The following is a 13,022-nucleotide window of genomic DNA, read 5'->3' as shown; positions in this document are numbered from 1 at the left end:
CTCTAATTGGTGCGGTAGTTGGGTTAGGTCGTGGGTCCTCACGAGGGCCAGCAGCTGCCTCACCCGTCTTTGGACCGATCTCTGAGTAACGTCAACTGCAGAACGTTCAGAACGTGCGGAAGGTGCGAGAGCCGCAATAGGTGGGATAGGTAGCTATTGGAAGATAGCTCGCGGAGCGATTAGTACCGTGCCTGCCGTTTCTTCTGTAGCTCCAGTACATGAACTGCGTTAGACAGCTAACAGAGCTACTGTACATACAACACCTATACCAGAAGAAACAGCTCCAATAGGTGGCTTAGGTGACTAATCTACTGGGGCTATTGCACCTATTGCACCTATCGCACCTATTGGAGCTATCGTAGTTGCAGTAGGTAGAATTAAGAAGGTAGAATAAAATGTCTTTCTTGCCCGCTGAACCAACCACATACGGAACAATAGGCACCTATCGAACTACGATCGGGCGGGCAGAGATACCATGGAGACCACAACGACCGAGCCACGCGCCGTAAGCGTCGTGATCCTGAAAGGCGGTGTCGGCAAATCAACGACCGCGATGAACCTTGCGCGACAGCTCGCCGAGCGCGGCGACACGCTGTTCGCCGACCTTGACCCAAACGGCCACGCGACGAACGGGCTGGGATACGAGGAGGCCTACCAGGGCGATATTAATCTCGGCGACGTCATCCTCGAGGGCAACGCCACCCCGCAGGATCTGATCCGTCCGACGGACCACGGATTTGACCTCCTCCCATCGTCGAACACCCTCGAGGACGTCGAGAAGGATCTCGCCGGCGCGATGCAGGGATCGGCCCGCGTCAAATCGAAGATCGTCGATCCGTTGCTCGGCGACGTCTACGATTACGTCGTCTTCGACTGCCCGGCGTATCCGGGGATGCTCAACAACAACGCGCTCGTCGCGACGGGCAACGTCATGATCCCGATCGAACCCGGTTCGAGTGCGATCGGCGGCTACAAGCGAACGATGGAGCGGTTGATCGAACCGGCGCGCGAGTACATCGACGTGGAGGTACTGTCCGTCGTGCCGAACAAACTCGGCGACCGAATCGACCAGCAGACCGAAGACCGCGAACTCCTCGAGAACCTGAACACGGCGACCTACGAAGTCAATCCCGGCCAGCCGCTGCAGGAAGCGGTACCGGAGTTCGCTCGAATTACAGCCGAAGAGTTCGAGGCGATCGACGCCGGCGAAATGGATGCCCCGAAGCCGGGAATCCGGCACCGATCCGCACTGTCCCGCTCGCTCCAGCACAATCAACCGTTGCAGGACTACGATCCGGAAAGCGATCAGATATCGTGCTACGAAGAACTGGCTGAGATCGTCGTCAACGGAGGGATCGATCGATGAGCAATCCGTTCGATGACCTCAAAACGGACGACGAACCGGCAACAGATTCCGAGTCGGAATCGGAATCAGTGTCGGAGTCGGACGATGAGCAGTCTGCAACGGAATCTATCGATTCTGTCGATGCAGACGTCACGACGTCGACGACCGACACGACGTCGTCGGACTCGTCGGAACCGAGCACCGACGAGACTGACTCGAGCCAATCGTCACAACGAGACGAGCCGAACGATGCGACGACGAGCGATGAGATTGAGGACGAACAACAGTCGCCGGCCGAGACCGGCCCGGCGTTCGAATACAGCGAAGTGCGACAGAAACCACTCTACGCGCGTGACGAAACGTGGAACGAACTCGAGGACGAGCTCGGCATCACCGTCACACCCGAACTCCGTCGGATGGGTATCCGAGACGAGGAGACGAGAGAGATCCACGACGCCCTGTTGAAGGTTGCAATCGAGCATATCGACGAGGTTCCCGACACGATTGCCGAAGTACGTCGCCAATCGTCGTAGCTGCGTATACCGCGAACTGTACAACCGCGTCGGGAGTGCTATTGGTATGAACTCTACCTGCAGACCCGAACACGACTAAACTACAAAGAAGACAGATTGACACTGGACAGTAACCCGTCCGCAGAAAAGGAAGGGAATCGGAAGCGAAGGTCCAATACATAAGACCGGGATCAGTCTGCCTGCTATCTGGTGTCTCCAGTTTGGTTGCGAGTCGTGGAAGAACGCGTTTGGGCTGTGGAACCGCTGTCGGAAGCTCGAGTTCGGTGTTCATCGCCGAATACGCACACTCGAGTTGTGATCGTGAGCACGTTGCTACCTGACTGATCTCCTCGAGGGTTCGCCCGACTCCATTACACCGGCTCACTGCATACACACTGGCTGCTGCGACTCCCTCGAGTGATCGTCCGCGACAGAGGTCTTCCCGCTGAGCGCGTCGAAAGTGCGAACACGCCTGTTCCCGAAACGAGTCGGATAAGCCGAGCGCGCTCACGAGGCAGCGAACTTCACCGAGCCCAGTCGCCAGATTCCGCTCGCGCTTCGACCGCCACTGGCTGCGTAGGAGAACGAGTACGACGCGTACGCGATTAACAACGTGACCGCAGAGCGAGACGACGACGGCGACGTCACCATCCACTTCGGCGGTGACCCCGATCAACCGAACTTCCTCTACACGCCGGAAGGGTGGAACTATACAGTCCGACTCTACGAGCCGCGCGAAGAGATTCTCGACGGGGGCTATCAGTTCCCCGAGGCCGAGCCGGGCGAGTGACGAAGGCACGAACATAGATGCTCTGACGACTGAGTCGGCGTGACTCGACCGTCGCTCGTCTTCCGTTTCGTACTAAGGGTGGTGCCGAACTCATTCTCCGTATTCAGCAGGCCATTTGTGTCACTTCTGAGAGTCACAACAGACCTCTGTAACCCAATTCTCGAAAACTGAGGGAAGTCATTGATTCAGAACTGCTCAGCTGGCTGATTTCTCCTCAAGTTGCTCGTACATCTCGTCCGGGAACGGGAGACTCGAGTAGGTGCATTGGTCTTGGCCGATGCAGTAGCACTGCATATCCTCGTTATCGCAGTTCACCGGAAACGGGGTGTCGCCGTCGATTGTGTTCGAGAACTCATAGCGAACTTGGTACTCGGTCTCCTGTTCGTCGTACCACGGCCACCGGGAGAAAACGTTCTTGACGTCCGCGACGATCTCGCTGCCAAGTTCGGGCCGCTCACCAGTTGCGGCTTCGACGGCCACATACTTCGAAGCCGCGTGCTTGGCCGGGAAGACGGGCCACTCGTTGGTCGGTGGATCTTGCACACGCTTGAGGCGCGAGTGCGACGTGAGCGGCGTTGGTACGCCCGACGGGTGTACCCTCGAGACTTCCCGTAGACCTCCATGCAGTCGCGCTCTAAGTCGACATCGTCCCACTGCAGGCTGTTCCGTTCGTCGTCGTTTCTGTCGCGAAAGAGTTCGCCACCGCGAACGCCGAGTTCCGCGAGCAGGACGACGGCGGTTCGGTCGCGGTACGCCCGTTTCCGTGGAACGCCGATGTTGTCCTCGAGTGCCAGTGCGACGCGGCCGGTCGCTCACTCGAGGTCGAAGCGGTCGTTGGTCATCACGTTGTGCCACGCGTCGACGAAGTCCTCGACGAACTTCTCCTCGCCGTCGTCGGACGCGTAGACCTCCGCGATGGCTCGGAGGCGGGCGTTGGAACCGAAGACGAGGTCCACGCGGGTCGCGGCCCACTCGACCTCGCCAGTTTCGCGGTCGCGCACCTCGTAGATCTCGTGGCCGTCCGAGGGCGACTCCCACTCCATGATATCCTGCTGGGAGTCCGCGTCCGCCGCTTCCCACTCGTAGTCCATGTCGAGCAGGTTCACGAAGAAGTCGTTGGTCAGCGTCTCCGGCTGGTCGGTGAAGACGCCGAGTTCGGAGTCCTTGTAGTTGGCGTTCAGCGCGCGCAGGCCGCCGACCAGCACCGTCATCTCGTCGGCCGTCAGGTCCAGCAGGTCGGCCCTATCGATCAGTAGCTCCTCCGCCGACTGCTCGTGGCCGTCGCCGAGGTAGTTACGGAACCCGTCGGCCTGGGGTTCGAGCGCCTCGAAGGACTCGACGGCGGTCTGTTCCTGGGTGGCGTCGGTACGGCCCGGTTCGAACGGAACCGCCACGTCGTAGCCGGCGTCAGCCGCGGCCTGCTCGACGGCCGCGTTGCCGCCCAGCACGATCAGGTCGGCCAGCGAGACGCGCACGTCGTCGGAGCGCGACCCGTTGAAGTCCTCCTGGACTTCCTCGAGCGTCTCGAGGACCGTCTCGAGCTCGTCGGGCTCGTTGACCTCCCAGCTCTTCTGGGGTTCGAGGCGGATCCGGGCCCCGTTCGCGCCGCCGCGCTTGTCGCTGTCGCGGTAGGTCGACGCCGATGCCCAGGCGGTCTTGACCAGCTGGGAGACGGAGAGATCCGACGCGAGGATGCGTTCCGTGAGTTCGTCGATCTCCTCGTCCCCGATTAGCTCGTAGTCGGCGTCGGGGAGCGGATCCTGCCAGAGCATCTCTTCCTCGGGAACCTCCGGCCCGAGGAACCGCTCCGGCGGGCCCATGTCGCGGTGGATGAGCTTGTACCACGCCTTCGCGAAGGCCTCTTGGAACTCGTCGGGGTTCTCCTGGAACCGCTCGAGGATCTCTCGGTAGTCCGGATCTCGCTTGAGGGCGACGTCCGTCGTGAGCATCATCACGTCTTCCCTCTCCGACGGGTCCTCGGTGCCGGGTGCGACGCCGTTGAGTTCGCCGCTCTTCGTGGTCCACTGCCACGCACCGCCCGGGCCGGTCTCCGCCTCCCACTCGTGCTCGAGCAAGTTGTCGATGTAGCTCGTGTCCCACTGGGTCGGCGTGGCGTTCCACGGCCCTTCGATACCGCTGGTGATCGCGTCGGCCCCTTTCCCGGAGCCGTGGCTGCTCTGCCAGCCGAGACCCTGCTGATCGATTGGGGACGCCTCGGGCTCGGGACCCATGTGCTCCTCGGGGTCGTCGGCGCCGTGGACTTTCCCGAAAGTGTGTCCGCCGGCGATGAGCGCGGCCGTTTCCTCGTCGTTCATCGCCATCCGGCCGAACGACTCTCGAATTCGTTCCGCCGACTTCTCCGGATCCGGCTCACCGCCCGGTCCCTCCGGGTTCACGTAGATGAGCCCCATCACGGTGGCGGCCAGCGGCTCCTGGAGTTCGCCACCCTCGTCGAAGCGGTCGGAGTCTTCCCACTCGGTTTCGGGACCCCAGTCGACGGCCTCGTCCGACTCCCACTCGTCCTCGCGGCCGCCGGCGAAGCCGTACGTCTCGAAACCCATCGACTCGAGGGCGACGTTCCCTGCCAGGACGATCAGGTCGGCCCACGAGAGCTTGCGGCCGTATTTCTGCTTGACCGGCCAGAGGACCCGTCGGGCCTTGTCGAGGTTGGCGTTGTCGGGCCAACTGTTCAGCGGCGCGAAGCGCTGGGTACCGCCGGAGGCGCCGCCGCGACCGTCGCTGGTGCGGTACGTGCCGGCGCTGTGCCACGCCATCCGAATGAAGAGCGGCCCGTAGTGGCCGTAGTCGGCCGGCCACCACTCCTCCGACGTCTGCATCACGCCTTCGATATCTTCCTTCACTTCTTCCAGATCGAGTTTCTGGAACTCCTCGGCATAGTCGAACTCCTCGTCCATCGGGGCGACGTTGCTCGCGTTCTGATCGAGGATTTCCAGGTTCAGTCGGTTTGGCCACCAATCTCGGTTCGACTGGTTCATCACTGATCAATTATCGCTTTCACCTATTAAGACACCCACATGCGGTAGAAAGTATTTTGATTATACTAAGATATTTTCACGAATAGGAAAGTACCCAGTAGGGGATTTCGCGGCGGGTGTTCGATACGTCTGCCGAGTCGCGGCGATGCCCCTTGAGCCACCACTTAAGGATTTCACATCTCTGTCCAGAATACGGATCATGATCCAGAATTTGGAATTGGGTGATGGACAAGCGGCGACGATTATCCTCCCAACACCCGTTCAAATCCGAAATTGTTCGGAAGCAAGGCAACGAATGATATGCTCCTATTTTACCCAACCGTCGGTTTAGTCGATACTCCCTTCGAGAGATTGCAGAGCAGATCGGAACGTCGCACCAGACTGTTAGCCGAGTCGTCGACATCTTAGCTGAGAACGACCTAATCGTCGAATTTTCAAACAACAAGAACAAGCGACTCGTCCAAATCAACCGAGAGCGACTGTCAATCCCTGGCAATCCGATACTCCGTATCCCTCAGCCGGAGTTCCACGAACCCGTGAAAACTGCCGTTGACGAACTAACCGCGAAGTTAGACAGTATACTCGGGGTCGTCCTCTATGAGAGTGTGGCTCGTGGTGAAGCTGCCCGACGGAGCGACATCGATCTCCGGTGCTCACTCGGAGTGAACGGGCTGCAAACCGGTAGGAAGCGAACGCCATCGCACGTAACTTGAAAGAGACCGAGTTCGACGGGAATCGGTACGCCTTCGATATCGACGTTGAGACGGTTCAGGCAGTACCCGCGTACACGGAAGGTATCCGGGAGATCGTCGTCTCCGGTATCCCTATCTACCAGACAGGCGATTTCAAGACTGTCGAAAATCTGCTTCTTCAGGGAAGTGACGGTGATGAGTAGTGGGAGTGACCCGGGTGACGTTTCCGATACGCTGAACGGTGCCTAGGCTGCCTTCGAGTTAGTACCACACAGGACAGCGGTCGACTATTGGTTGATATCTCGGCGCCAAACGAACGACTCCCTGACGAATCGCCCCTTTAAATTGGTCTCTTACATGGCGTTCTAATTCGTTGGAAGTAGTAGCTGAGTAACACGGAATAAGTCAAATTCGATATCAGTCCCGATACAGATATTAATCCGTAATCGCTCATCCCAAGCTTTTAAACACTGTTTCGAGTGTATCCGCCATGGCCTCGGGGCTGGATCCGACCGAAGAGTACGACGGTTCGATTACTGTTCGCCTCCTCGATGACCAGACGGGGACGGAAAAGATTAGCTGCTCTTCGTACGAGGAAGCGATCGAGATCGCCAAAGAGAACCAATACTCGGTGACAGTAGCGAAGATCGTGGATCGGGATGGAAACGTCGTCTTCACGTCTGCTGATATGGATATCGACGACTGGGAAAGCGTCTGGCGGCAAGAGAGGCGTCGTCAGTCTGTTACTGTCGAAGAGTACGACTGTCCTTACGATAGCGTTTCGTGTTTTGCCGACGATCTCTGTGTCCAGTGCAAAATCGATAAGGTGCAAAATCAGTATTAAGCCGCTCCAGTTCTCCCACCCCAGACTCGTCAGCAAGTCTATCGACGAATCAACTTCTCGAGAAAACCACAAACTGTTCGCAATCATTCGGCCGTCGAGTGTCTCTCGTAGGCGGCTTTGTGCTCGAGGGTGACTAGTCAGTCGACAGCGCTACCCCTGCCCCTCCCAGAGATTTACTGCCGAGTCGGAGTCGAGGTTGTCGGAGGCACATCTGACTCGGCAGTCCCCGCTTTGTCCCTCCCAGTACAGGGGGCTGACTGCCGCTGACATCCTCCTACGGCTAAAGCTGTAGGTCTTCGCTTCGCTCTTTCGATAATAAATAGGTGGACAGAATCCACGAGTACCCCTACTCGGTGTCCACTTTCTTATCTGGTTAGTCACGGGTAGACAGAATAGGCTTTGTGGCGCAGAGATACGTTCGATGCTCTCGGCGCAGGCGATCTTCACTCATTGTTCCCCTGCCGATAAATATCCGTGTAGAGTGTCCAGTAGTTACTACCAATTATTTTAGTTAAGCTAATTGTCGTTTGTATCCTCCCGGAAGTATCGATTATGGCCAAAGAGACGATGTATCTCGGGTTTTAGTTGAAGGTGTGCACTGCGGGGTGGGATATACAGCCAGACACTGGCCGGATGGTGAAATCCAGCTAATTGGCAAAGAGGGCTGTAGTTGTGGAGAAACAGACATCCGTACTATCGATGATCTGGTTGATGACGGGTCACCAAGCGGAGCAAACGCTGAATGATCAGTACCGTCCGTACAGTTGCCGCTCATTGTCGGTCGCCTCAATAGACCTCGAGATGTGAACGCCCAACACGACAGTGAGAGAGGTGACTGATAGCCTTAGTCTTCAATACCCTGAACGTGTAACGCGATAGCAGAACTACGGTCGGACGAAAGGAACAGTAGATGGCCGGTCGCAGAACAGCGATAGTGATTCTCGTCGTACTGGTTCTGATCGCTGCGACTGTCGGCTACGGCGTGATTGCAGTGGATCGACCACAGATCGAATCCGTCGACAACGAATGGGGGACCGTTACGGCCGATCGGACCGAGGTCGAAACGCAGATCGACGTCGACAATCCACTGTTGCTCCGCGTCGGCGACGCGACGGCGAACGTCTCGTATACCATCTCGGCAAACGATATCGTGCTCGCATCGGAGCAGAACAATCGCGTGCGACTCGCCGGGGGCGAGAGTACCGTGTCCGTTTCGACGATGATCGACAACGATCAGCTTCCGGCATGGTGGGCGTCTCACATCAACGAGAACGAAACGACTGAGGTACGAATCGAACCGGACGTGACGGTCGATTACGCGGGCCTTCGTCTGCCAGCCGATCGATGGACGCACGATCGGACCGTCGAGACGGATCTCCTCGAGCCGTTGCAAACGAACCGCAGTCAGCAGATTCAAGCGTCCGATCGGACGCTATTCGTCGTCGAGGAAACGGACGCACAGTGGGGTAACGCCACGACGAATAGCACGCCGATCCAGGCCGAGGCAACGGTGACTAATCCGACGGACATTCGGGTGCCGATCACGGAGATCGGATACACGATTCGACTGAACGACATCGTCGTCGGAGACGGCATCGCCGCAGAACAGGCCGTGATCGAACCGAATAGCACCCGGTCTATCGAGGCTACCGCAGCCATGGATACCGCTGCGCTGGACGAGTGGTGGGTCACGCATCTTCAAAACGACGAGACGTCGACGCTGTCGGTAGAGTTCACCGCAACCCTCGAGTACGCCGGCATCCAGCGCGAAGTCCCGTTAGATGTCCTCTCCTATGACCGCACGTTTGAGACAGATATATTAGACGAACACTCACGCGAGGCATTCGCAGCAGGCAGTCCAACTCCCCCGGCGAACGACGCACGCTCTTGAGCCGTTCCGACTTCCGACAGTGGAATACGGATCCGTACGAAGTGATGATGGGCCACAATTTCCTCGACGGGCGCCTCGCGCTCGAGCAGTTGCTCGAGACGCCGATCGAGTACATCTGACTGATAGGATCGGCGAAGCGATTCGAAGAGATGCAAGCGGACTTCGCCGACGAGGATCGGCCGATCACGGACGCACAACGCGAGCGGATCTACACGTCGACCGGGTTGAACCTCGGCAAAGACGAACCTATCGGATTGCAGTGAGTATCGTCACGGCGCTACTCGCGGTCACTCGTGGTCGGACACCGCGACACCGCAGCCGACGGGACGGTCGGATCCACTTGCGTACGGACGCGGAAAAGTAACAGTCCGAACCGGCGACGTCGCGACGACGGTGGAACGACCCCCTGCCTATTTAGTCATCTATGTACCTCTATCTGCAGATATATAAACAATATTAAACTTCAAACCGGTATCAGCCGACGATGGATCTGTATGTCAGAGATGGCGACAGAGAATACGAACTGGTTCAGCTTCGGTCAAAAGGATATGACGGTGTTCATCTTCGTCATGTCCCTCAGTGGGCTCCAATACGCGATAACAGAGGTACTACCCGAGTTCGACGTCGGACCGTTGGAACTGGGCGTTGGTGACTTCATCTTTATCCCGATCGTGCTGGTGTTGCTGTTTCGAACCTTCTGGGCTGCACTCGCAGTTCCGATGGGGGAGGTCGTCTTCGAGGACATTCTGTTGGGCGATTTCAACGGCCTCGGTGTGATGGAAGATTTGCTGCTCGTTTCGACGTGTTTCTTTTTCGCGGCGCTGCTGTTTCAGGACCCGAAAAATCGCCGTCAACTCGCTGCCGTCGTCCTTATCGCTGAGGGCCTCAACGAGTTCCTCGCCATGTTCGTCGATATCGGGAAGGTGTACATCGGCGTCGAAGAACTGGAAGCAGTGCCGGGACTCCCCGAGAGCATACTCGTTCTCGAGGGTGTCGACTTCATCACGCAGATGGTGATTACGGGCATCATCTTCGGGGTTATTCCGGCGCTCTATCTGTATCCCAAACTCCACGGGAAGATTGAACCGCTGATGGGGATGGAACCGTACAAGGGGACCCGTGGCGCGTCCATGGTCCGCGGCTTTTCGTGGAAAGCAGCACTGTCCGTACTGCTCGCGTTCCCGCTCGCGTTCGGGTTTGCAGCGGCCGAAGAAGCTGGCTTTGGACTGAACGTCGTGTGGGAGCCCGAATTCATGGAGGCCTACGGTGAGATGTTTATTGCCGTCCCGATCGTCGTGGCTGCGCTCGTCGCGATCGTCGTCTGGCAGCGCGCAAAACACTCCGCGTAACCAGCCGTGAGCATGACAGAGACAGCGATCGACGTGTCGGATGTCACCTTCCGATATCCGGGGGTTGACGAACCGACGCTAGAGAAGGCGGATTTGCGTATCGATCGCGGCGAGTTTATCGCTATCCTGGGCGGAAACGGGAGCGGAAAGACGACGCTGTGTAAAACGTTCAACGGACTCGTCCCCCACTTCTTCGAGGGCGAGTTCGACGGGCGAGTCCGTGTCGCCGGTCGGGATACGCGTGATGCGTCCGTTGCAGACCTCTCCCGGGATGTCGGCTACGTGTTTCAGGAGTTCGAAAATCAGCTCGTAACGCCGACCGTCTACGACGAACTGACGTTCGGACCCGTCAACTACGGACGAGATGATTACCGCGAGCGAGCACTCAACACGCTCGCACAGTTAGACATCGAAACGGTCGATGGGCGCTTTATCTGGGAGTTGAGCGGTGGCCAGCAGCATCTGGTGGCCCTCGGTGCGGCGTTGACGATGGATCCCGACATCCTCGTCGTCGACGAACCGGCTGCACAACTCGACCCCGTTCGTGCGCACGAAACGTACGAACGGTTACAGGAGCTAAACGAAGACGGAATAACGATCGTCACGATCGAGCACCATACCGAGTTCATCGCCGAGTACTGCGATACCGTTGCACTGGTTGCTGACGGCACCGTCAAATGGAAGCAGTCGACCGACGAGGGGCTCAATCGAATCGAAGAATTACGAGAACAGCGTATTCACCCGCCACAAGTAACTCGAGTCGCCAGAACGGTCGACGACGACGGGAGGCTCCCGACGACATACGCCGATGCGGTCGCTCGGTATCGGTCGCTCGAGCACGACCCAGCTCAACCCGACGACCACGACCGCCCTCGAGGCCGATCGGGAGACGAGCCGATCATCTCCTTCCAGCACGTCGATCACGGGTATACGACGCTGCGCGATGGAGACGTTCGAGTGCTGGAGGACTTCTCGTTGGACCTCTATCCGGACGAACGAGTCGCGCTCGTCGGTGCTAACGGTGCCGGCAAATCGACGTTATTGCGGCTGATTACCGGGATCGAAAAGCCCGATACTGGACGCGTAACGATCAACGGCACCGACACCGATGCTGTTCTTCCGGAAGAACTGGCAGCGGACATTACCTACGTCGATCAAAACCCCGAGGACATGTTTATCCGCGACTCGGTCCGGGGAGACATTGCCTACTACTTACGAGAACGTGACGTCGCCGACGTTGAGGAACGAGTCGACGAGGTCATCGAGTTTCTGGATCTCGAACGGCTACAGGACCGTGACGGACGACTGTTGAGCGTCGGCGAGCAGCGTCGCGCATCGCTCGGGATCGGGTTGGCGACGGACCCGTCGATCGTGTTGTTCGACGAACCGACCGGAAGCCTCGATCTAGCGAGTCGCCGCGAAGTCGAACAGACGATACACCGCGCTGAAAACCGCGTCGAGACGGTTATCATCGCCACACACGATCTCGAGCTGGTCGCCGAATGGGCGACGCGGGTGATCGTGTTGAACGACGGTGCCATCGAAACGGATGGGGCGCTGCGAGACGTGTTTTCCGACCTCGATCGGCTCGAACGATGCAACCTACGGGCACCGCAAGTCGTTCGATTGAGCCACGACCTCGATATCTCACCGCCTGCGCTGACCGTCTCTGAGTTGGCCGACCGACTCGCCGGACGGACCCCGGAACTCGAGGGGGACAACCGATGAGCTACCAGGAAGAGTTTCGCGACGCGCTGTCGATCGAGTCGTTGAAGCAGGATCTGCTGCGCACTGCGTACGACAACGAGGGAACGATTTTCAATCGACTCGATCCTCGCGTACTACTCGCGTGGTACGCGGCGTTCCTCGTCATTCCGTGGTTGTTTTACGATCTACGGATCCTCGGTGGACTGCTCGCGTTCGTGTCCATCCTCGCGGTGGTGTCTCGGGTCAGCAAGTACCTCATTGCGCTCCTCGCGTTCGGCGTCGTCACGAACGTGCTCTTGTACGCGTTCGTAACGGTGCTGATGGGCGGGAGTTTCGTCCGGAGTGCGACGGCACTGCTCCCGTACACGACGAAACTGACGATCGTCTCGGTGACGTCGATCGCCGTATTCTCCGGGATGTCCCCGAAAAACATCAGTCGCGCGTTCATGAGCATCGGCGTTCCCCGTCAGTTTACGTTCGCGATCAGCTACGGGTACCGAATGCTACCCGTTCTCATCGAGGAGTACCACGCGACGGTAACCGTCTACCGGCTTCGAAGCCGAGCACCGGAATCGCCCGGTCGCTTCAAATGTCGCTATTACGTCTACCTGATTCGGCTCTCGATCAAGGCGTTCTATCCGATGATCTTCGACGTCGCAAAACGAAGCCGCGTGACGGTCGAAGCACTCGAAACGAGAGGGTTCTCGTATTCGTTAGAGAGCACGAAAAGCCGTGAATTGCAGTTAGGCGACTTGCGTGTCGGCTGGTTTGACCTACTCTTCATGGGCGGTTCGGCGATCATCGTCGCGAGCATCATCTTTCCATTCGTGTAGCCATCCACCGCTTTTTGTCACTGCAATCGACGCCAGTAGAACCCGAATCCAGACACCAGCATC

General features: G+C 58.3%; 11 protein-coding genes and 3 pseudogenes. 11 read left to right on the top strand and 3 right to left on the bottom strand.

Annotated features, from left to right (window positions below; genetic code table 11):
• The first annotated feature begins 475 nt into the window (after positions 1 to 475).
• Both ATJ93_RS18125 and ATJ93_RS18120 read left to right on the top strand, forming a co-directional pair.
• The gene (locus tag ATJ93_RS18125; RefSeq protein ID WP_120246085.1) at positions 476 to 1,366 is read left to right on the top strand and encodes a ParA family protein; all 891 of its coding nucleotides are present in this window, start codon (positions 476 to 478) and stop codon (positions 1,364 to 1,366) included.
• Positions 1,363 to 1,878, top strand: coding sequence for a hypothetical protein (locus ATJ93_RS18120; RefSeq protein ID WP_120246084.1), 516 nt, complete (start codon positions 1,363 to 1,365; stop codon positions 1,876 to 1,878). Before ATJ93_RS18125 ends, ATJ93_RS18120 begins: the two co-directional genes overlap by 4 nt.
• A 325-nt stretch (positions 1,879 to 2,203) precedes the next feature.
• On the opposite strand, the pseudogene ATJ93_RS24575 reads toward ATJ93_RS18120, so the two are convergent.
• A pseudogene (locus ATJ93_RS24575) lies at positions 2,204 to 2,368 on the bottom strand (transcription initiation factor IIB family protein); the annotation flags it as partial.
• An 81-nt stretch (positions 2,369 to 2,449) separates the two neighbouring features.
• On the opposite strand from ATJ93_RS24575, the pseudogene ATJ93_RS18110 reads away from it, so the two are divergent.
• Positions 2,450 to 2,647, top strand: a pseudogene (locus ATJ93_RS18110) (DUF1214 domain-containing protein); the annotation flags it as partial.
• A gap of 195 nt (positions 2,648 to 2,842) precedes the next feature.
• Here the strand turns inward: ATJ93_RS18110 and ATJ93_RS18105 are convergent.
• Positions 2,843 to 3,082 (bottom strand): annotated as a pseudogene (locus tag ATJ93_RS18105) (primase-associated protein); the annotation flags it as partial.
• Between the two features lie 377 nt (positions 3,083 to 3,459).
• Positions 3,460 to 5,643 (bottom strand): catalase/peroxidase HPI, encoded by a 2,184-nt coding sequence (gene katG / locus ATJ93_RS18100; protein WP_120246083.1) that lies wholly within the window; start codon positions 5,641 to 5,643, stop codon positions 3,460 to 3,462.
• A 308-nt stretch (positions 5,644 to 5,951) separates the two neighbouring features.
• Between katG and ATJ93_RS24570 the strand changes: the two genes are divergently transcribed.
• The 8 genes from ATJ93_RS24570 (at position 5,952) to ATJ93_RS18065 (ending at position 12,959) form a co-directional block, all read left to right on the top strand.
• A complete protein-coding gene (locus ATJ93_RS24570; RefSeq protein WP_211334108.1) occupies positions 5,952 to 6,356 on the top strand; it encodes a MarR family transcriptional regulator in 405 nt (134 codons plus the stop codon).
• Positions 6,353 to 6,538, top strand: a complete 186-nt coding sequence (locus ATJ93_RS23935; RefSeq protein WP_211334089.1) for a hypothetical protein — start codon at positions 6,353 to 6,355, stop codon at positions 6,536 to 6,538. The genes ATJ93_RS24570 and ATJ93_RS23935 overlap by 4 nt, the downstream gene beginning before the upstream one ends.
• A 287-nt stretch (positions 6,539 to 6,825) precedes the next feature.
• Positions 6,826 to 7,179 carry a hypothetical protein gene (locus tag ATJ93_RS18090; protein ID WP_120246082.1) on the top strand — a complete coding sequence of 118 codons (354 nt, stop codon included), beginning with the start codon at positions 6,826 to 6,828 and terminating at the stop codon, positions 7,177 to 7,179.
• 991 nt (positions 7,180 to 8,170) lie between these two features.
• On the top strand, positions 8,171 to 9,070 hold the full coding sequence (locus ATJ93_RS18080) for an LEA type 2 family protein (protein WP_245977678.1): 900 nt from the start codon (positions 8,171 to 8,173) through the stop codon (positions 9,068 to 9,070).
• Positions 9,067 to 9,189 (top strand): hypothetical protein, encoded by a 123-nt coding sequence (locus tag ATJ93_RS24385; RefSeq protein WP_281271579.1) that lies wholly within the window; start codon positions 9,067 to 9,069, stop codon positions 9,187 to 9,189. The genes ATJ93_RS18080 and ATJ93_RS24385 overlap by 4 nt, the downstream gene beginning before the upstream one ends.
• Positions 9,190 to 9,573: 384 nt before the next feature.
• The gene (locus ATJ93_RS18075; protein ID WP_245977677.1) at positions 9,574 to 10,419 is read left to right on the top strand and encodes a hypothetical protein; all 846 of its coding nucleotides are present in this window, start codon (positions 9,574 to 9,576) and stop codon (positions 10,417 to 10,419) included.
• A gap of 12 nt (positions 10,420 to 10,431) precedes the next feature.
• Complete coding sequence (locus tag ATJ93_RS18070) at positions 10,432 to 12,147, top strand: ABC transporter ATP-binding protein (protein WP_120246079.1); 1,716 nt, start codon at positions 10,432 to 10,434, stop codon at positions 12,145 to 12,147.
• Positions 12,144 to 12,959, top strand: coding sequence for an energy-coupling factor transporter transmembrane component T family protein (locus ATJ93_RS18065; protein WP_120246078.1), 816 nt, complete (start codon positions 12,144 to 12,146; stop codon positions 12,957 to 12,959). Before ATJ93_RS18070 ends, ATJ93_RS18065 begins: the two co-directional genes overlap by 4 nt.
• Positions 12,960 to 13,022: the final 63 nt, after the last annotated feature.

The organism is Halopiger aswanensis (genome assembly GCF_003610195.1).
Lineage (GTDB): Archaea > Halobacteriota > Halobacteria > Halobacteriales > Natrialbaceae > Halopiger > Halopiger aswanensis.
This window is presented reverse-complemented; position numbering and strand designations above follow the sequence as displayed.